This window comes from Nocardia sp. GCM10030253 (genome assembly GCF_042675075.1).
GTDB lineage: Bacteria > Actinomycetota > Actinomycetes > Mycobacteriales > Mycobacteriaceae > Nocardia.
Genome location: NZ_JBHTDL010000008.1, coordinates 450472 through 469157, shown reverse-complemented (window position 1 = coordinate 469157; position 18686 = coordinate 450472). Strand labels below are relative to the sequence as shown.

Here is an 18686-nt window from a genome sequence, read left to right as displayed (position 1 = left end):
CGTGCTGCGTTCAGTTCATCGGTGTCGTGCCAACCCCACGACGACACTCTGCACCCACTCCGCGATGTCGACAGCGACCCGCGCGTGCACCGGCTCGTGCAGCAAATCGTGCCCGGCGTCGGCGTATTCGCGTAAATCTACCGATTCGTGGCGACGAGTCCAGACCCTCATCGCATCGATCGGTGCGCGACGGTCCTCGACGCCGTGCAAGGCGAGCACCGGAAGTGAGCTCGGCAGTGGCGATCCGGGCGCGCCGGGCGCGCCGCCGCCGAGTGCCCGTTTCGGTACCCCGGACAACACCAGCCCGACCAGGGTGTTCGGCGACAGGCTCGGAGCCCGCGGGTAGTCCGCTTCCACCGCGTTCAGATCGTCGGTCGCCGAGCCCCTGTCGGGCACCGCGGCGCCGAGCGTGCCCAGCGCCGTGACGGCCCCGAGCGAGTGACCCATCAGGATCAGCGGTGTGCCGGGCAGCTCGGCCTGCACCAGTTCGATCAGCATGGTCGCGTCCGCCACCAGTTCGGCGAGGGTCCCTGGGTTGTTGGGATCGCCTTCGCTCAGTCCGTATCCGGAGGTGTCCAGCGCCCACACCTCTATTCCGGCCGCGCGTGGCGTCCGTGCGAAGCGGTGATAGTGCCCGCTGTGCTGCCCGATGCCGGTCAGTAGTACGACTACGCCCGCCCTGTCGCGGTCGTTTTCGACCGGCCACCGCCGATAGTGCATGCGGCCACGAGCGCCGACGAAAAATGGCATTTACAGATAGTGCCAAATCAGGTGCCTATCAGTCGACTTCATGGCCGAATCCGCGTGGTGGCTAGACTGCCGGACGATCAGTGTTCGTCTCGAGAACCGAGGTGCCGGGTGCGCAGAATCCATCACTGCTGGCCGATTGCCGCGCTGGTCGCTATCGCCTGCGGTGGGGTCGGTACGCCGTCCGCTGTCGCCGCAGAACCGATTGCCGCGTGCGCTCCCGCGCTGGCCGCGACCGCGGTACCCGCCGGTGTCCCGATCCTCGACTGGTCGGAAAACGTGGGCTACGACGCGCAGGGCAACCTGTGGGTATCGCGCCTCTACCGCAATGAAGTCCAGCGCTACGACAGCTCGGGCGCACTGACCGCGCGAGTACCCGTCGAATATCCGGGTGCCGTGCGTCTTGGACCCGACGGCTTGCTCTATGTCGTCTACGGCGATTCACCCACCAGCGTGTTGCGACCGGGCGGTGTTGTCCGCTTCGATCCCGCCGCCCCCGACCCGAGGCCCGAGACGTTCGTCTCCGGTTTCACCATGCCCAACGGCGCGGCCTTCGACACCGCGGGCAACCTCTATGTGGCAGGCGCGTCCGGCGTGACCCGCATCCGCCGGGACGGCACCGTCGACACCGACTGGACCGCGCGGGCCGCGACGGCCGTCGCGAACGGCATCGTCGTTCGCGGCGGTTCGATCTACCTGACGTCCAATGGAAATCCGCTCGGCCGCGTACTGCGGATGTCCATCGACGACCCGGCCGCTCGATCCGTCGTCGCCGACCTGTCCTCGACGTTGCCCGGTATCCCCGACTTCGCCGACGATCTGGTCGACCGGGATGGCATCCTCTACGTCACCACCATCTCCGGCCAACTTGTCCGCATCGACCCGGACACGAATGCCGCCTGCACCGTCCTGACCGGCCAGCCGATGACCTCTGTCGTGGCCGTACCCGGGCGCCCCGACGAACTCCTCGCGGGCACCGAGGGTGGCGCGATCCTGCGCATTCGGCTGTCTCGCTAGCCGCCTGGGCGGCAGCGTCAGCCGATCGGCGTCCACGGTGGCGCTGGTTTGCTCGCGCCGGGGCCGGGACGGACCTCGATATCGTGTGGGCGTAGCTCCTCGCCGCAGCAGTCGCACACCACTTTGGCGTGCGTCACTTCGCCGCAGGTGCGGTGCAGCAGTTCGGTGGGGGCGCCGTTGATCAGGCCGGTGTGCTTCTCGCCCCAAGCCAGGATGGCGGCGATGACAGGATAGAGATCCATCCCGGCCGGGGTGAGCCGGTATTCGTGCAGGGCGCGGTGCGGACCGGAGGCGTATTCACGGCGTTCCATGATGCCGAATTCGACCAGGCGATTGAGTCGTTCGGTCAGGATGTTGCGCGCGATACCGGTCTTGCGCTGATAATCCTCGAAGGTACGGGCCCGGAAGTACGCCGCGCGCAGGATCGCGATCACCCATCGCTCGCCGAGCACGGCGCCGGAACGTTCGATCGCGCAATTACTCGCCAGCAGATCGTCGTGTTTCATCCCCTCCAGAATAGCCGTTGCAAAATGCAACGACGCCGCCTAGCGTCTGGTTGCATGTTGCAACGACGCGCGCTGGCGCTGCTGGCCATCTGTGGCAGCGCGTTTCTCGCTTTCCTCGACACCTCGATCGTCAATGTCAGCTTTCCGGATATCGCCGCCTCGTTCCCCGGCGCCTCCCGAGCGCAGCTGAGCTGGGTGCTCGACGCTTACTTCATCGCGATGGCCGCGCTGCTCGTGCCCGCGGGCGGCCTCGCCGACCGGCTCGGCCACAAGCGCGTGCTGCTCTGGGGGACAAGCCTTTTCGTGATCACATCGATCGCATGCGCGGTAGCGCCGAACTGGCAGTTGCTCGTCGGCGCCCGCTCGCTGCAGGGCGTGGCGGCGGCCATCATCGCGCCGGTCTCGTTGGCGCTGCTGCTGCCCGAGTTCCCTTCCGAGCGGCGGGCGGCGGCCGTCGGGATCTGGGGCGCTGCGGCGGCGCTGGCCGCGGGGTCCGGACCGCCGCTCGGCGGGTTCCTCATCGAGATCGCGGACTGGCGCTGGATCTTCTTGATCAACATTCCGATCGGGCTGCTGATCGTCGCCGCGGGTCGGGCCGGGCTCCGGGAAAGCAAGGACGACAACGCGACCGGCCTGCCCGACCTGCTCGGCGCGGGGCTGTCCGCGGCCGGACTCGGCGTGCTCGCGCTGGCGATCATCGAGGGCGACAGCTGGGGCTGGGGCAGCCTCGACACGGTGGCCTGCTTCGTCGCCGCGGCTGTGCTGATCGGCTGGCTGGTGCGCCGCTGCCTGGTTCACCCGCAACCGGTGGTCGACCCGGCGCTGATGCGGATCCCGAGCTTCGCGATCGCGAACATCGGCACCATGTTGTTCGCACTCGCCTTCTTCTCGATGATGCTCGGCAACATCCTTTTCCTCACCGGCGTATGGCAATACAGCATTCTGAATGCGGGTTTGGCCGTGCTGCCCGGCCCGCTGCTGACCACCGTGGTCGCCATCCCCGCAGGACGCATCGCGGACCGTTTCGGCCACCGAGCGGTAATCGTCCCCGGCACCATCGCCTATGCGATCGGCCTGCTCGTCCTGCGCGGCGGCGGCGCCGAGCCCGACTTCCTCGGCACCTGGCTCCCCGGCCAGTCGTTGGTCGGCATCGGCATCGGCCTGGCCTTCCCCGCCCTCGGCGCAGCCGCGGTAGCCAACGTCCCGGCCGACCGCTACGGCTCCGCCAGCGCGGTCGGGGCCGCCTTCCGCCAGTTCGGCGCCGTGCTCGGCACCGCCCTCCTGATCGCCATCGTCGGCTCACCGACAACATTGCAAGCCGCCCTGGATGCCTCCGACCAAGCCTTCATCCTCGGCATCGTCGCCGCCCTCGCCGCGGGCGTCACCGCACTGGCCCTGCGCCCCGCGCGGGTCTCCTCCTCGGTCGAAGAGCCCATGCCAGTCGCGAAATCCGCCGAGGTGTAGTCATCGCAAATGCAGTTCCACCACAACCGAATCGCTTGGGATCCGCACTCGCTATGAGCGCCCGCAAGGGGTGCGGATCCCAAGACGAGGTGCGGCTGTGATCGGGGTGCCGAACGGGAGGCGCGTCACGGGGTCCTGGGTCTTATAGGCCGATTGCTCGGTCGATGCGAGTCCTTGTCGCGCGTAGCCGCTCGATCAGTTGGGGTGGTTCGTGGACCTGGAAGTCCGCTCCGAGCGCGATCAGTCTGTGTGCCAACCATTCCGGGGAGTCGTCGCGGGTGCCTTCCAAGCGGCAGGTGGTGTCGTCTATCGCGGTCAGCTCCCCGGGAGCGTCGCCGAGTCGTCCCGCGATCTGACCGGCTGGCGCTCGGATCGTCACTGAGAGGCGGAATGTCGGTGTGCCCCAGTCGGTTCGGCGGCCGGACACGTATGCGGCCGCGTCGGTGGCCGGTAATTCGCGTGGGGTGAATCGGGATCCGGTGGCGTTCGGGCGTTCGATGCGGTCTACGCGGTAGATCCGCCAGCCGTTGCGGTCGATGTCGTAGCCGACGAGGTACCAGCGGCGGTTCGAGGTTGCCAAGCCCATCGGCTCCGCGTGGCGCTTGGATTCGGCTCCGGCGCCGTCGAGGTAGGTGAAACGTACTCGCTCCCTGTTGGTTACGGCGGCGGCCAGGACGGTCAAGACCTCCGGGGCGACCGTCGGGCCGTCCGCGGTGGACGGGACCAGTGCGGTGCCGAGGATGTGCACGCGGCGGCGTAGTTTCGCGGGCAGCACCTGCTCCAGCTTGGTCAGTGCGCGCACGGACGCCTCCTCGATACCGGCGACGGCATACCCCGCGGCGGCGCGCAGGCCGACCGCGATAGCGACCGCCTCGTCGTCGTCCACCAGCAGCGGCGGCATCGCGGTGCCCGCGACCAGCCGGTAGCCGCCCATCGCACCCATCGTCGCTTCGACCGGGTAGCCGAGTTCGCGCAGTCGGTCGATATCGCGGCGCACGGTGCGATCGGTGACACCGAGACGGTCGGCCAATTCGCTGCCCGGCCATTCGCGAGGCGTCTGCAGCAGCGAGAGCAGTCGAAGCAGTCGAGCGGGGGTGTCGTTCATGATTTTCAGGATTCCAGATAACTAGGACATAGATAGTCCTAGATGGGTTCTACCGTCGATCACGAACCGAATGACCGACACGCAAGGAGCCCCACCGATGAACTTCGACCGCAAAGCCATTCGCCCCTTCCGGATCGACATTCCGCAGGCGGACGTCGACGACCTGATCGACCGGCTGGCTCGCTCTCGCTGGTCGGCCCAGCTGCCCGGCGCGGGCCGGGAGCGCGGCATACCGGTCGACTACCTGAAGGAACTGGCCGAATACTGGCGCACCGGATACGACTGGCGGGCGCAGGAAGCGGCATTGAACGAGTTCCCGCAATTCATCACCGAAATCGACGGCCTCGATGTGCATTTCCTGCATGTGCGCTCACCGGAGCCGGACGCGCTGCCGTTGATCCTGACCCACGGCTGGCCGAACACGTTCGTGGAGTTCACCAAGACCATCGGTCAGCTGAGCGACCCGAGGGCGTACGGTCTCGATCCGGCACAGGCGTTCCATGTCGTCGTCCCGTCGGTGCCGGGTTTCGCCTTCTCCGAAGGGCCGAAGCAGACCGGAATGACGGTGCGCCGGGTCGCCGAGATGTGGGTGACGCTGATGGACCGGCTCGGTTACCAGCGCTACGGCACGCAGGGTGGCGACCTGGGCGCCTACGTCGCGCCCGAGATGGCGATCGCCGCGCCAGATCGGGTGGTCGGCGTGCACATAGATGGCGGTATCGGGCTGCCGACCGAGGCCGATGTGCCGACCATGTCCCCGGATGAACGCGCCGAATGGGATCAGATGCAGCAGTGGATGTCCGGCGGTGTCGACCACCACGTCCTGTTGCACGCGGCACCACAGACTTTCGCGCACGCATGGACCGATTCGCCGGTCGGCCTGCTGGCTTGGCTCATGCAGAAGTTCGACGAATTCACCCCGCTGGCCGACCTGGCCGAAGACGTAATGGACCGCGACCACCTGCTGACCAACATCAGCCTGTACTGGTTCACCAACACCGCGGGCACATCATCCTGGCCGATGTACGTCGGACTCGACGGCAACGGCGCATTTACCTGGCCCGTCGGCCAAAAGCTGGTCCCCACCGGCGTCTACGGGGGCGGCTCCGCCCTTATGCTGCGGCTTGCAGAGCGCGACAACACCATTGCGCACTGGCCCGAGGGCAACACCGGCAACCACTTCATCGCCATGGAACTTCCGGACATGCACGCCGCCGACATACGCGCCTTCTTCGCGAAACTGCGCTGAGAATCGCCTCGTGGGCTACGAGAATGGGCTGATCGAGCATCTAACCCGTCAAGGGACTCGATCAGGCCGGGGCAGGCGTGGCCGGAGCTGAGCCGTGGGCGGTGCAGCAGGGGCTGGGATGATGCCGGGGAAGAGTGAACTACCGGGGGGCGGGCTGCGCGGCGCCCGGGTTCGACGGGGCCGGTGCGGCGGGCGCCGGTGCTGGCGCATTCGGGACCTCGAATATCCCGACCGTCGGGGTCATCACGCAGTGCGCGAAGGGGTAGTCGATGATGCCCCACATCGAGGCGAGGACGGTGCCGGGCCCACTGGCCACGGTCTTCGACAGTGTCGGCAGGCCCATTTCGGTCTTGTCGTCGAGCATGTCGATACCGCTGGCGCCGGTGTTGATGTTGACCCAGGCCACCGTGAGTCCGGAGGCCAGCGGTGAACCCGAGTGCGCGGGCGTCGCGCTGAACCGCAGGGTGCCCGGGTTGGAGTTGACGCCCTCGTCCAGGGGCGGGCCGATGGTGGTGGCCGCGGCGATGATGGTGGTGATGGGGCCGTTGCTGCCGCAGCCGAAGGTCGGCGCCGCATACGCGAACGGGATGAATGTGCCTGCGATGTCGCGCAGCTCGGACACGTCGACGAGCTCGGTGTACTGCTGGAGACTGGCGACGCCCGCCTGTGCGGCTGTGTCGGTTCCCGCGGTGTCGGTGAGCTCGGCGAGTCCGATGTCGACCGGCGAGGGCGCGACGGGCTCGGCCGCCGCCGACCCGGTGAGTGCCAGGACCGCACCGACGCCGAGAGAGGTCACTGCCGCGGCCGCGCGTGCGATGGATCTGCGGTTCACTCGTTACTCCTAGATACCGATCCCCAGGGTTCCCCAACCCACGCCCAGCAACGTACCAGCTCGTTGTTTGCGTCGCCGAGCCAGCCGGTGACGGTGGCCGGTCGAGTCGACGGCCACATGCGTGTCCTCTCGCTGTGACCCAGTCGACAATGGGAGATTACCGGAGGGTAGGTTTGACTCGGACGTACGAGACACACCGGGAGATGTGTATGAAAATCAGTCTGTCCCCCGACGAGGTGGCCTTTCGCGATGAGCTGCGAAAGTTCTACCGGACCGAGATCCCCGAAGACATTCGTGAGCGCGTGAAATACGGCCGCGAACTGTCCCGCGACGACATCGTCACCGCCCACAAGATCCTCAACGACCACGGTCTCGCCGTGCCGAACTGGCCGGTGGAGTGGGGCGGCAAGGACTGGACGCCGATGCAGCGTCATATCTGGCAGGACGAGATGCAGCTGGCCTCGGTGCCGGAGCCGCTGACGTTCAACGCCCAGATGGTCGGTCCGGTGATCGCGCAGTTCGGTTCGCAGGCGGTCAAGGAGCGCTTCCTGCCGCCGACCGCGGCCCTGGACATCTGGTGGTGCCAGGGCTTCTCCGAGCCCGACGCGGGTTCGGACCTGGCCTCGCTGCGCACCACCGCGGTGCGCGACGGCGATTCCTACATCGTCAACGGCCAGAAGATCTGGACCACCCTCGCGCAGTACGCGGACTGGATCTTCTGCCTGGTGCGCACCGACCCGAACGCGCCGAAGAAGCAGGCGGGCATCTCCTTCCTGTTGTTCGACGTGAAGAGCCCCGGTGTCACCATTCGCCCGATCAAGCTGATCGACGGCGGTTACGAGGTGAACGAGGTCTTCTTCGAGAACGTCCGGGTGCCCGCCGATCAGCTGGTCGGCGAGGAGAACATGGGCTGGACCTACGCCAAGTTCCTGCTCGGCAACGAGCGCACCGGCATCACCGGCGTCGGCCGCACCAAGGTCAAGATCGGTGTCGCGAAAGACCGTGCGCGCCAGACCAAGTCGGGCTCGGGCACGTTGCTGGACGACCCGGTTTTCGCGGCAAGGATTGCCGAACTGGAGAACGAACTGCTCGCGCTGGAGATCACCCAGCTGCGCGTGGTCTCGAACTCCGTCGAGGGCAAGCCGAATCCGGCCTCGTCGGTGCTGAAGCTGCGCGGCTCCGAGTTGCAGCAGGCCGCCACCGAACTGCTGATGGACATCGCGGGTCAGGACGCACTGCCGGTCGACGCCGACGACATCGCCTCGCCCGGCTGGGCGCAACGCAGTGGCCCCGGCTACCTGAACTACCGCAAGACAACCATCTACGGAGGTTCGAGCGAGGTGCAGCGCACCATCATCGCCTCCACGATCCTCGGATTGTGAGGCGACACCATGGATTTCGAACTCACCGATGAACAGGTCATGCTGCGTGACACCGTCCGCGATCTGCTGGCCCGCAATTATGATCCCGAATCCCGGCTGAAGGTCACCGACACCGAACTCGGCTGGAGTCGTGACGTGTGGCGCCAGCTGGCCGAACTCGGGGTGCTCGGCTTGAGCTTCACCGAGGAGGACGGCGGCGTCGGCGCCGGACCGGTGGAGATCAACCTCGTGCTGGAGGAGGTCGGCCGCAGGCTCGCCCCGGAGCCGATCCTGGATGCGGTGCTGGTGCCAGGCGGCTTGATCGCCCGGGTCGGCAGTGCCGAACAGCGGCGGCGGATCCTGCCCGAGGTCGTCGAGGGCAACAAGCTGCTGGCTTTCGCGCATGCCGAGCCCGGAGTGCGCTGGCCGTCCACCGAGCTGAGCACGACCGCGGTGGCAGAGGGCGATTCCTATGTGCTGACCGGCATCAAGAACCCGGTACCGCACGGCGACTGCGCCGATGAGCTCGTGGTCAGTGCGGCGCTGCCCGGTGGCGGCGTCGGTCTGTTCCTGGTCGGTCTCGATGCCGCGGGTGTGGTCCGCAAGTCGTACCGGACGGTGGACGGGCAGCGTGGTGCACAGATCGAGCTCGACAAGGCGCCCGCGGAATTGCTCGGTGACAACCTCGACGCCGCCCCGGCGATCGAGTCGACGATCGTGCATGCCCACGCCGGGCTGTGTGCGGAGTCCATCGGCGCGATGGAGGAGGCGCTGCGCCTCACGGCCGAATACTTGCGCACCCGCAAGCAATTCGGTGTCACGCTGTCGAAGTTCCAGACCCTCACCCAGCGGGCGGCGAACATGTACGTGTCGCTGGAGCTCGCGCGCGGCATGAGCCTCTACGCGACCGCCTCGTTGGCCGATGGCGCCGACGACCCGGTCGTCGCGTCGCGGGCCCGGCTGCAGGTCGGTCGCGCCGCACGGCACGTCGGTCAGGAAGCGATCCAGATGCACGGCGGCATCGGTGTCACCGCGGAGTACCCGGTCGGCCACTACGTGGCCAGGCTCACCGCGATCGAGCGCACCCTCGGCGGCGGCCTCGAGCACCTGCGGGTGCTGACCGCTCGGGTCGGCGATTACGACCTGGCCGAGCTCTAGGACCCCTACGGCGGTGCGTGGGCCGTGAGCTCACGCACCGCTGTGGCTCACTCGCCGTCGTGGTGCGGCTCGGCGGCCGGTGGCGGCGCGGTGGTCGGTTCCTCGGGCTGCGTCGTCGGCGCGATGGTGGTCAGTGGCGCCCGAGCGGTGGTTGTCGGTTCGTCGGTCTCGGTCGGGACAATCGGTGGCGGCGCAGGCGGTGGCGGCGTGGTGCCGGCTGGTAGCGTCGTCGTGCTCTGCGGCCGGGTGGTCGATTCACCTGGCGTGGCTGTCGGCGGCACGGTGAAACCGGCGGCCCTGCGCGGAGCGTTGGGCGCGACCTTCCAGGTGGGCGACGGCGGAATGACGACCTTCGGCACCGTCACGGTGGAGCCTTCCCGCATCGGCATGGCCTCGCCTGCGGACTTGATCGGCGGCGGTGCGACATAGGTGTCGTGCTTTCCGACGCCGCAGGCGCCGATGAGAACGAGACCAAGCGAGACCGCGCCCGCGGCGATCGCCGGACCGGCGATCTTGGCCCTGCTGCTCTCCATCCGAGACACTCCTCGTACGTATCGAGTTGGGGCTCACACTAATCGAGGCCGGGCGACCCGGCCACAGGTGAGAAGTCGCTGGCGATGCGCCGAATACGCGCATCATAAACGTCAATAATTCAGATATCGAATTGGTCTACTCAGCGTGTCGCGGGCACGTGTCGTGGCTGAACCGCGTGCTGTGGCCTAGCGTGTGATCAAAGTTACGCGTGAGACGCCTGTACCCAGATGAGAGACGCGCGGTGCGATTTGCGCGACGGCAACACTCTGATCGGCGTCATCGAGGAGTAGATGATGGGAGCTTACTCGACAACTCCGCTGCATGCCTCGTCCGCGGCCGCTGAACCAGCGACCTCGGCAACATCGCAGCATATGGTGTCGAACCCGCCAGTGCGCACCGTGTCCACGATTCTGTCGCGGACATTGGCCTGGCTGATCTTCGTCGGCGGAATCGTCGGAGCCATACTCGGCATCGCCGGCTTGCATGTCGAAATCACGGTTGCCGGACTGATTCTGGCGTGCACAGCGGGGCTGGTCTTGCTCAAGCTTCGCGCCGAAGGTCCGAGAGTGGGCGAAACCGGCTGAAATACGGTCACTTCGGTATCGGTGCGGTGGGTGACTCGCGAAAAGGGCGAGCGCACATCACGTTCAGAGCTCTAGCCTGATCCGATGAGGATCGAGATCACCACGGACCCCGCGGAGTTCCGGTCGCGGACGGAGCCATTCCTACGGCGTGACCCTTTGCGGCACACGGTGATCACCACCGGCACCGCCAACTCTGCCGGTGGTCTCGACGGCTCGAGTGAGCCGTCCCGGTTCCTGTCGGTGCACGCTGACGACGACACGGTGCTCGGCGTTGCCATGCGTGGTGCGGGTCGCGACCTATACCTCGGCGAGCTTGCGGCCGGCTGTGTGGACGCCGTCGCCGAGGCGCTGGCGGAGGTCGCTCCGGAGGCGGCCGGAGTCGAGGGGGCAATCGAGGATGTCACCCGGTTCGGCGAGCGCTGGAGTGCACTGCGCGGCGTCGGGCACCGGCATGACTACGCCAGCCGGTTGTACCGGCTCGGCACACTCCGGGTGCCCGATGCCGCCGGATCGCCGCGGCGCGCAGTCGAATCCGACATCGAGCTGTGCCTCGCGTGGTCGGAGGCCATGCGGGTGGAGTCGGGGATGGGGCCGCGGGGCTTGACCGCCACACAGGTTGGCAAGCGGATCGCGGCGGGGCGTTGGTGGCTGTGGGAACAGGAGGGCACGCCGGTCTCCTTGGCGGCCCATCAGGTGCCTGCGTACGGCTGGTCCCGCATCGGTCCCGTCTACACCCCACCCGCCGACCGTGGCCACGGCTACGCCAGCATCCTCACCGCTCATGTGGCACATACGCTGCGCACAAAGGGTTTGAACGTCTGCCTGTTCGCTGATACCGACAACCTCACCGCGAACAAGATCTATCAAGCCATCGGCTTCGAACCGGTCCGTGACTTCGGGCACTGCGCATTTACCTGATAGCCGTCGAGCACTAATCCCCAATCCTGGGGAACGGCACCACCATCGGGTTAACTCGCTAGGGTGAGTTGCGATTTCGGGGTAGCCCCGGCCGCCGACGTCGATAACGCCCTCGACGCACTCGAGCGATACCGGCAGATGTGGGCTCATCCCTATAGCGGTCAGATTTCGCCCACCGTATGCGATTTCGTGGCCGAGGCCAACCGCCACAGCAGCGCCGATGATCTGGTCGTCACCATCGCGGACTCCCGTGGAGCGGTGTTGCGCGCCAAGGGGCCCGGCCGGAACCGGCACCTGTACACCGTGCTGCAGCTGACGAAGGATCGCGACCTGACCGTGCTCGACGTGCAGACCGGGCACCTGTACGACCCACGTGGACACATCGACGTCGTGGTCACCATCGGCGACGGCCGGAGGTTGCCCTATCTCACCGCCGCACTGCTCGAGGACCTGGTGGTCGCCGGAACCGATCCGGACGACCCCTTTCTCGTCGTATCGCGCGACAACGACACCTACATCGGAGCACGCCGCCACGAGTGGGTCTATGAACTGGAGTATCGAGCCGGATCCACGACGGAACATTTCCGCGTGTACACGACGATGCACACCGTGGTCCGAGCTGTGCTGTGGGCGTGGGCCTGCGGCGAACCATGGTGGTCGGTCGCCCTGCCGTGGCGGCGGGTCGAGCCGGGATCGCCGGGGATCGAGGCGGCATCGGGGGCGGAGATACTGCTGGACGAACTGTCGTCCATGGCAACCGGCCTGACGGTCGACAGGCTCGCGCTGCTGGATACGTTTCTGTCGATGCGCGTTACGCCGGTGCCCACATTGGATCCGAACCGGCACCGCCCGGATGACGATGCGGCGCAGTAGGAATCGACGGCAGTGCGGGGAGCCGCGCGCAAATCGCAGCTCCCCGCATTCCTACCGCTAGCCGGTGGCGAGCACCGTGCCCGCACCGACGGTGCGTCCGCCTTCGCGGATGGCGAAGCCGAGGCCCGGCTCCAGCGGCACCGGGCGACCCAGCTGCACGGTCAGTTCGACCGTATCGCCGGGGATCGCCATCCCGATGTCTCCGGGCAGGGTCACGTCGCCGACGACATCACCGGTGCGCACGTAGAACTGCGGGCGGTAACCGGAGGTGATCGGCGTGCGCCGACCACCCTCGGCTGTGCCGAGCAGGTACACGCGGGCGGTGAACCGGGTGTGCACCGCGATGCTGCCCGGCTCCGCGACGACCTGGCCACGGCGGATCTGACCGCGCTGCACACCGCGCAGCAGCAGCGCGACATTGTCGCCCGCTTGCGCGAACTCCATAGTCCGGCCGAAGGTTTCCACCCCGGTGACGACCGTGGTCAAGGCCTCGCCGTCGAGACCGAGCAACTCCACCCGATCGCCGAGGCGAACCCGTCCGCGCTCCACCGCACCGGTAACGACGGTGCCCCGACCGGTAATGGTCAGGACGTTCTCCACTGGCAGCAGGAATGGCGCGTCGGTGTACCGGACCGGCGTCGGCACGTGGGTGTCGACGGCGTCGAGCAACTCGAGCAGCGCCGCGGTCCACCGGTCGTCGCCCTCCAGCGCACGCAATCCCGACACCCGCACGACCGGCAGCTCCGCACCGGGGTAGCCCTGGGCGGTGAGCAGATCGCGGACCTCCAGCTCGATCAGATCGAGCAGTTCCGGGTCACCCGCGTCGGCCTTGTTCAGGGCAACCACGATGTGCTCGACGCCGACCTGGCGGGCAAGCAGCACGTGCTCGGCTGTCTGTGGCATCACGCCGTCCTGCGCCGAGACCACCAGAATGGCGCCGTCGAGCTGGGAAGCGCCGGTGATCATGTTCTTCACGAAGTCGGCGTGACCCGGCATGTCGATGTGCGCGTAATGCCTTGTGGTCGTTTCGTATTCGACGTGCGTGATATTGATGGTGATACCGCGCAGTGCCTCCTCCGGCGCCCGGTCGATGCGGTCGAAGGGTACGAAACTACCGCCGCCACGCTCAGCGAGCACCTTGGTGATCGCGGCCGTGAGGGTGGTCTTGCCGTGGTCGACATGACCCATGGTCCCGATGTTGAGGTGCGGCTTGGTGCGGACATACGTCTTCTTGGACATGGGATTTCCCCTGGTTTCGATGATCGCGACGGAACCTCTGCGACGGGTGACCTTCCCCGTCCGAGGTCCCGGGACATCCCGGGGAAGGTCAGCTTCGGGCGCCGTCGAGCTGCGCGGCAAGTGCTGCCGACGCTGCCAGGGCAGCCGCCATCGCGCCCGCGACTGCGGACGACCGATCGATGGCGAAGCTGAACATGTCGAGCATCGTACGGTCCCCGGCGGCGCGGGCGCGAAGCATTTTCGGCCGGACGCCAGGGATTTCGGGTCAGTTCAGCGGTGCCGTACGCCACCAGCGCAAGGCCTCGTCGATGCTGCCCGCGAGGCCGTCGGTGTACATCACGAACTGCTCGCGATCCTTATCGCCGGTGAAGACGGTGATGATCTTGGGCCCGTCGTTGATGTATTTGTAGTTGGTGTAGGACTTTCCGCCGTTGGTGTCGGTCGACTTGGTGTTCGTCGGCAGGCTGTTCACCATTGCCTGCACGTCCGCGGCGGAGTCGTAGACGAAGATCGTGTAGAACGGGTCGGGATCGGACGATTCACCGCCGCCGTAGCAATCCCATTCGTAGACCCATTTGCCGAAATCCGGTGAGCCGGTGGTCGGCGGCGACGGTGAGGTCGAATCGGCCGCGATGCAATGGGCGCCGTTGTAGCCGGTGCTGCCGGACTTGGATGTGGGCACCATGCGCCCGAATTCGGTGCTGATGGCCTCGAGGCTCGGGGTCACCGAACCGGTGTTGCTCGCCGTGGCCGACGTGGACGTGCTGGTGCCACCGCTCGACGACGAATCGTCGGTGACCGCTCCGATAATGCCGAGAACCACCAGGAGCAGCACCACCACTCCCGCGCTGATCCCGATGATCAGTCCGGTGTTCGACTTGTGTCGCGGTGGTTGGCCCTGTGGGATCGGACGCGCACCACCGCCGACGGGCGGACCGGGCGGTGGCGCGTGGAACCCGAAAGTGGCCTGCTGGTTGTACGGGTTCGACTGCTGCTGGGTGGGCGCGGTCTGGATGGGCGGCTGTGCCAGCGTGTGGGGCGGCGTGTGGGTGACGGGCGGTCCGGTCAGCGGGTGCGGTCCGCTTGTTCGCGGCCCCGGCCCGTTGGTCACCGGATACGGCGTTCCCGTCACCGGAATCGGTGGTGCGGTCTGCGGCCGTGGTCCGCCGGTCAGTGGGGCAGGCCCGGTGACGGGGCGTGGTCCGCCGACCACCGGCATCGACGGCACGCTGGGATTGGTAAGGGCCTGGCGCGCGGCGGCGGCGAACTCCGAGCAGGAGGCGTACCGGTCCTCCGGTCGCTTCGCCATGGCCTTGGCCAGCACGCTGTCCAGCGTGTAGGGCAGTCCGGGTCGTGCGCTGCTGAGCGCGGGCGGCGCGCCCTGCAGATGTCCCTGGATCACTGCCGCCGGGTTGGTCGCCGCGAACGGGCCGGTGCCGGTGAACAGCCAGAACAGTGAGCAGGCCAGCGAATACTGATCCGATCGATGGTCCAGCGTCGCGCCGGTCAGCTGTTCTGGTGAGGCGTAGGCGAGAGTCGCGGTGAAGGTGCCGGTCTGGGTGAGATGGCCGGTGTCGTCGCGCAGGCGGGCGATGCCGAAATCGGTCAGGTAGACCCGCTCGCCGCGACCCGCGCCCGAGCGGGCCAGCAGGATGTTCGCGGGCTTCACGTCGCGGTGCAGCACGCCCATGCCGTGGGCATAGTCGAGCGCGTCCGCGGTCTCCTTGATGATCTGCACCGCCCGCTCCGGCGGCAGCGTCTTGGGGTCCACCGACGCGGCGTCGATGCCGTCGATGTACTGCATCGAAATCCACAGCTGCTCGTCGTCGAGGCCGCGGTCGTACACCGTGACGATATTGGGGTGATCGAGCTGGGCGACCAGATCCGCCTCCCGTTCGAACCGCGCCCGCACCTCCTTGTCGAAGAACATTTCTCTGTTCAACAGCTTCAGCGCAGTCATCCGCGGCAACCGCGGATGTTTCGCGAGGTAGACCGAACCCATGCCACCGCGACCCAGTTGCCGATCGATGACATAGCCGGCGAAAACGTCACCGCTGGCCAGCATGTCTGCTCCACTTCCCGCCGCTCACCGGGACCCGCCGATGAACAGACGTACAGCATAAGAACGCGCGATCAGGCCCGACCCGTGCGCGGAAACATCGAAACCTTAGCAGTATTCGGGCAACCCAACTCTGCCCATTTCATAGGGAAAGGCTATGGCGGAGGGCGCGGTTCGGGCGGTTGCCGCCCGTCGCGCTGGGCCGAGCGGGGCGGCGTCGCCCGGGCCGGACGTACCCGAACATCGGGCAGCGCAATGGTCCCCGGGCGCGGCGTCCGCCGTGGTGGCAGTGACATCCGATGCGCGGCCTGGTCGGCGGGCGACGCGCTGGATCCGTTTTGCGGTCCGGCCTGCTCCGGCCGCTCGGGCGGGAGATCGGTTCGGTGCGGTGCTGAGGGGGTAGGTGGCGTCACGGATGTCGGCGGCACAGTTGCCGCGGGCGGCGGATTCCCGTGTGGCACTGGCTGGCTGTGTGGTGCGGCCTGGCTGTGTGGTGCTGGTTGGCTGTGTGGTGCGGCCTGGCTGTGTGGTGCTGACTGGCCGTGCGGTGCTGACTGGCTATGTGGTGCCGACTGACCTTGCGGTGCTGACTGGCCGTGCGGTGCTGACTGGCTATGTGGTGCCGACTGACCTTGCGGTACTGACTGGCCGTGCGGCGCTGACTGGCCGTGTGGCACCGAATTGCCATGTGTTGCTCGAGTTTCAGAGGGCATCGCTGGGTGCGGCCCTGCGGATCGCTGCTGCAGTGGCGCGGTGTACTGCGGCGGCATGTTGTGTGGCGGCGCGTGATGCGGCGGCAGGTGGTTGGTCGGCGCGTGGTGCGGCGGCAGGTGGTTGGTCGGCGGGTTATGTGGCGGCGCGGCGTCGACCGGCCACAGAGTCGGCTGGCCCGGAGTGGGTCGTGCGTTGTGCGCCGATCCGTTCGGATGGTGCGGGCGCTGCGGTCCTCCGGAGGAGAGCGCCCACCGCGCCGCAGCCGCGAACTCCGAGCAGCTGCCGAACCGGTCCGCTGATCGCTTGGACAGTGCCCGCGCGAGAACCCCGTCCAGCCCGGGTGGAATTCCGGGCCTGGCCCGACATACCGATGGCACCTGACCATAGAGATGGCCGTTGATGACGGCCGCCGGATTGGCGCCGGAGTACGGGCCGAGGCCGGTCAGCATCCAGAACAGGGTGCAGGCGAGCGCGTACTGATCGGCCCGATCGTCCAGCGGCAGTCCGAGCAGTTGTTCGGGTGCGGCGTAGGCGAGGGTCGCGGTGATCGAGCCCGCCGAGCTCAGCGTGGTATCGCTGTCGCGCACCCCCGCAATGCCGAAATCGGTGAGCAGCACCCTTTCCGGCTGCCCGATCGGCGCCTTGGCCAGCAGGATATTGGCCGGTTTCACGTCACGGTGCAGCACGCCGTTGGCATGCGCGAAATCCAGGGCCTTGGCGGTGTCGCCGACGATCTGTACCGCCCGCCCCGGCTCGAGCACGTTCACATCCGCGCTGGACGCGTCCGCGCCCGGCACGAATTGCATGGAGATCCAGAGCTGCTCGTCCTCGGCGCCGCGGTCGTACACGGTCACGATGTTGGGATGGTCGAGTTGGGCGACCAGGTCGGCTTCGCGCTCGAAGCGGCCGCGGATCTCGGTGTCGCTGTACAGCTCCCGATTCAGCAGTTTCAGCGCGGTCAGCCGCGGCAGCCGCGGATGCTTGGCCAGGTAGACGGTGCCCATGCCGCCTTGGCCGAGTACGCGCTGGATGGCGTAGCCCGCGAAGACGTCGCCTTTGTGCAACACAGTGGATTCACCCCTTGATCGGGTCGAGCACCTGGATCCTACCGATGTATCTCTGTGCACCGCCTCGATGCAACAGACTCGTTGTGCGTGCAATCAGTAGCCGATCGCGCTTAAGTATTGGTTGCAGTCGGCTTGTCGGTGCCAGTCGATAAAGTGACCTCATGCGCATTGGAGCACACGTCCGGCTCGACAGCGATCCGATCGGTTTCGGTGAGAAACTCGGTGCCGATGTCGTCCAGCTGTTCGTCGTCGATCCGCAGAGCTGGGACAAGCCGACACCGCATCCGCGGACGGAGGAGATCCTCGCCAGTCCGATCGATGTGGTCGTGCACTCGTCGTATCAGATCAATGTGGCGAGTCTGAACAACCGGCTGCGGATGCCATCGCGCAATGCGGTGGCGCAGCAGGCGAAGGCCGCCGCGGATCTCGGCGCCTTCGGTCTGGTCGTACACGGCGGGCATGTCCGGTCCGACGCCGAGATCGACACCGGAATCGACAACTGGCGCAAGCTGTTCGAACGTCAGCAGGACAAGGGCGGTTTCGCAGTGCCCATCCTGATCGAGAACACCGCGGGCGGAAACCACGCCATGGCACGGCATTTCGATTCGATCGCGCGGTTGTGGGATGCGGTCGGCGAGTACGGCGCCGGCTTCTGCCTCGACACCTGCCATGCCTGGGCGGGTGGGGAAGAGCTCGTCGGCGTCGTCGAACGGATCAAGGCGATCACCGGTCGAATCGACCTGGTGCACTTGAATTCTTCACGCGACGAGTTCGATTCCGGCGCCGACCGGCACGCCAACTTCGCCGACGGCACCATCGACCCGCAACTGCTCGCCGAGGTGTGCCGGACCGCCGGGGCACCGGTGATCCTGGAGACCCCTGCCGAAGGAGTCGCGGACGATCTGGCGTACCTGCGCGAGCATGTGGGCTGATCGCGCGAGTGCGGGACCGCGGACACACCGGTGATCCTGAGACTCCTGCCGAAGGAGTTGCGGATGATCTGGCGTATCTGCGCGAGTTTGTGGGCTGATCGCGCTTTGTGGTCCGGGTCGCGGATGTGCTGGTAGTCGTGGAGACCTGTCGTAGGAGTTGCGGATGATCTGGCGTACCTGCGCGAGCATGTGGGCTGATCGCGCGAGTGCGGGACCGCGGACGCACCGGTGATCCTGAGACTCCTGCCGAAGAGTCGCGGATGTGCTGGTGATCGTGAAGACCTGCTGTAGGAGTCGCGGATGATCTGGCGTATCTGCGCGAGTTTG

The 18686-nt window shown here is 67.0% G+C and carries 17 protein-coding genes; 9 read left to right on the top strand and 8 right to left on the bottom strand.

What is annotated here, in order from left to right:
- Positions 1–15: 15 nt before the first annotated feature.
- Positions 16–750 (bottom strand): alpha/beta hydrolase, encoded by a 735-nt coding sequence (locus tag ACFQZZ_RS20675; protein ID WP_378683040.1) that lies wholly within the window; start codon positions 748–750, stop codon positions 16–18.
- 108 nt (positions 751–858) lie between these two features.
- Between ACFQZZ_RS20675 and ACFQZZ_RS20670 the strand changes: the two genes are divergently transcribed.
- The gene (locus ACFQZZ_RS20670) at positions 859–1764 is read left to right on the top strand and encodes an SMP-30/gluconolactonase/LRE family protein (protein ID WP_378683037.1); all 906 of its coding nucleotides are present in this window, start codon (positions 859–861) and stop codon (positions 1762–1764) included.
- A gap of 17 nt (positions 1765–1781) precedes the next feature.
- Here the strand turns inward: ACFQZZ_RS20670 and ACFQZZ_RS20665 are convergent, their stop codons facing one another.
- The gene (locus ACFQZZ_RS20665) at positions 1782–2270 is read right to left on the bottom strand and encodes a winged helix-turn-helix transcriptional regulator (protein WP_378683034.1); all 489 of its coding nucleotides are present in this window, start codon (positions 2268–2270) and stop codon (positions 1782–1784) included.
- A 54-nt stretch (positions 2271–2324) separates the two neighbouring features.
- Here ACFQZZ_RS20665 and ACFQZZ_RS20660 point away from each other — a divergent pair, with 54 nt between their 5' ends.
- Positions 2325–3734, top strand: coding sequence for a DHA2 family efflux MFS transporter permease subunit (locus ACFQZZ_RS20660; protein WP_378683031.1), 1410 nt, complete (start codon positions 2325–2327; stop codon positions 3732–3734).
- A 142-nt stretch (positions 3735–3876) separates the two neighbouring features.
- Here ACFQZZ_RS20660 and ACFQZZ_RS20655 read toward each other — a convergent pair whose 3' ends face one another.
- Positions 3877–4839, bottom strand: coding sequence for a helix-turn-helix transcriptional regulator (locus tag ACFQZZ_RS20655; RefSeq protein WP_378683028.1), 963 nt, complete (start codon positions 4837–4839; stop codon positions 3877–3879).
- 97 nt (positions 4840–4936) lie between these two features.
- Between ACFQZZ_RS20655 and ACFQZZ_RS20650 the strand changes: the two genes are divergently transcribed.
- Positions 4937–6088, top strand: coding sequence for an epoxide hydrolase family protein (locus ACFQZZ_RS20650; protein WP_378683025.1), 1152 nt, complete (start codon positions 4937–4939; stop codon positions 6086–6088).
- Between the two features lie 139 nt (positions 6089–6227).
- Here ACFQZZ_RS20650 and ACFQZZ_RS20645 read toward each other — a convergent pair whose 3' ends face one another.
- On the bottom strand, positions 6228–6920 hold the full coding sequence (locus tag ACFQZZ_RS20645; protein WP_378683022.1) for a hypothetical protein: 693 nt from the start codon (positions 6918–6920) through the stop codon (positions 6228–6230).
- Positions 6921–7129: 209 nt separating this feature from the next.
- Here ACFQZZ_RS20645 and ACFQZZ_RS20640 point away from each other — a divergent pair, with 209 nt between their 5' ends.
- Together ACFQZZ_RS20640 and ACFQZZ_RS20635 are read left to right on the top strand one after the other, a co-directional pair.
- Entirely contained in the window at positions 7130–8302 is a 1173-nt protein-coding gene (locus tag ACFQZZ_RS20640; RefSeq protein WP_378683020.1) for an acyl-CoA dehydrogenase family protein, read from the top strand.
- A 9-nt stretch (positions 8303–8311) separates the two neighbouring features.
- Positions 8312–9439 carry an acyl-CoA dehydrogenase family protein gene (locus ACFQZZ_RS20635; RefSeq protein ID WP_378683017.1) on the top strand — a complete coding sequence of 376 codons (1128 nt, stop codon included), beginning with the start codon at positions 8312–8314 and terminating at the stop codon, positions 9437–9439.
- Between the two features lie 47 nt (positions 9440–9486).
- Here ACFQZZ_RS20635 and ACFQZZ_RS20630 read toward each other — a convergent pair whose 3' ends face one another.
- Positions 9487–9972: a hypothetical protein gene (locus ACFQZZ_RS20630; RefSeq protein WP_378683014.1), complete on the bottom strand. Its 486-nt coding sequence runs from the start codon at positions 9970–9972 to the stop codon at positions 9487–9489.
- 372 nt (positions 9973–10344) lie between these two features.
- Between ACFQZZ_RS20630 and ACFQZZ_RS20625 the strand changes: the two genes are divergently transcribed.
- The 3 genes from ACFQZZ_RS20625 (at position 10345) to ACFQZZ_RS20615 (ending at position 12348) form a co-directional block, all read left to right on the top strand.
- Positions 10345–10557, top strand: a complete 213-nt coding sequence (locus tag ACFQZZ_RS20625) for a hypothetical protein (RefSeq protein WP_378683011.1) — start codon at positions 10345–10347, stop codon at positions 10555–10557.
- Positions 10558–10641: 84 nt separating this feature from the next.
- Complete coding sequence (locus tag ACFQZZ_RS20620) at positions 10642–11475, top strand: GNAT family N-acetyltransferase (protein ID WP_378683009.1); 834 nt, start codon at positions 10642–10644, stop codon at positions 11473–11475.
- 63 nt (positions 11476–11538) lie between these two features.
- A complete protein-coding gene (locus tag ACFQZZ_RS20615; RefSeq protein WP_378683006.1) occupies positions 11539–12348 on the top strand; it encodes a hypothetical protein in 810 nt (269 codons plus the stop codon).
- A 57-nt stretch (positions 12349–12405) separates the two neighbouring features.
- Here ACFQZZ_RS20615 and tuf read toward each other — a convergent pair whose 3' ends face one another.
- The 3 genes from tuf to ACFQZZ_RS20600 all read right to left on the bottom strand — a co-directional run bounded on the left by tuf (position 12406) and on the right by ACFQZZ_RS20600 (position 17427).
- Positions 12406–13587 carry an elongation factor Tu gene (tuf, locus tag ACFQZZ_RS20610; protein WP_378683003.1) on the bottom strand — a complete coding sequence of 394 codons (1182 nt, stop codon included), beginning with the start codon at positions 13585–13587 and terminating at the stop codon, positions 12406–12408.
- Between the two features lie 265 nt (positions 13588–13852).
- The gene (locus ACFQZZ_RS20605; RefSeq protein WP_378683000.1) at positions 13853–15652 is read right to left on the bottom strand and encodes a serine/threonine protein kinase; all 1800 of its coding nucleotides are present in this window, start codon (positions 15650–15652) and stop codon (positions 13853–13855) included.
- A gap of 149 nt (positions 15653–15801) precedes the next feature.
- Positions 15802–17427 carry a protein kinase gene (locus ACFQZZ_RS20600; protein ID WP_378682997.1) on the bottom strand — a complete coding sequence of 542 codons (1626 nt, stop codon included), beginning with the start codon at positions 17425–17427 and terminating at the stop codon, positions 15802–15804.
- A 161-nt stretch (positions 17428–17588) separates the two neighbouring features.
- On the opposite strand from ACFQZZ_RS20600, the gene ACFQZZ_RS20595 reads away from it, so the two are divergent.
- A complete protein-coding gene (locus ACFQZZ_RS20595) occupies positions 17589–18359 on the top strand; it encodes a deoxyribonuclease IV (RefSeq protein ID WP_378682994.1) in 771 nt (256 codons plus the stop codon).
- Positions 18360–18686: the final 327 nt, after the last annotated feature.

Bases quoted from the DNA above. Each gene is read 5' to 3' on its own strand.
- ACFQZZ_RS20675 (WP_378683040.1), bottom strand. From the start codon at position 750: ATGCCATTTTTCGTCGGCGCTCGTGGCCGCATGCACTATCGGCGGTGG.
- ACFQZZ_RS20665 (WP_378683034.1), bottom strand. From the start codon at position 2,270: ATGAAACACGACGATCTGCTGGCGAGTAATTGCGCGATCGAACGTTCC.
- ACFQZZ_RS20660 (WP_378683031.1), top strand. From the start codon at position 2,325: ATGTTGCAACGACGCGCGCTGGCGCTGCTGGCCATCTGTGGCAGCGCG.
- ACFQZZ_RS20655 (WP_378683028.1), bottom strand. From the start codon at position 4,839: ATGAACGACACCCCCGCTCGACTGCTTCGACTGCTCTCGCTGCTGCAG.
- ACFQZZ_RS20650 (WP_378683025.1), top strand. From the start codon at position 4,937: ATGAACTTCGACCGCAAAGCCATTCGCCCCTTCCGGATCGACATTCCG.
- ACFQZZ_RS20640 (WP_378683020.1), top strand. From the start codon at position 7,130: ATGAAAATCAGTCTGTCCCCCGACGAGGTGGCCTTTCGCGATGAGCTG.
- ACFQZZ_RS20635 (WP_378683017.1), top strand. From the start codon at position 8,312: ATGGATTTCGAACTCACCGATGAACAGGTCATGCTGCGTGACACCGTC.
- ACFQZZ_RS20630 (WP_378683014.1), bottom strand. From the start codon at position 9,972: ATGGAGAGCAGCAGGGCCAAGATCGCCGGTCCGGCGATCGCCGCGGGC.
- ACFQZZ_RS20625 (WP_378683011.1), top strand. From the start codon at position 10,345: ATGGTGTCGAACCCGCCAGTGCGCACCGTGTCCACGATTCTGTCGCGG.
- ACFQZZ_RS20620 (WP_378683009.1), top strand. From the start codon at position 10,642: ATGAGGATCGAGATCACCACGGACCCCGCGGAGTTCCGGTCGCGGACG.
- tuf (WP_378683003.1), bottom strand. From the start codon at position 13,587: ATGTCCAAGAAGACGTATGTCCGCACCAAGCCGCACCTCAACATCGGG.
- ACFQZZ_RS20605 (WP_378683000.1), bottom strand. From the start codon at position 15,652: ATGCTGGCCAGCGGTGACGTTTTCGCCGGCTATGTCATCGATCGGCAA.
- ACFQZZ_RS20595 (WP_378682994.1), top strand. From the start codon at position 17,589: ATGCGCATTGGAGCACACGTCCGGCTCGACAGCGATCCGATCGGTTTC.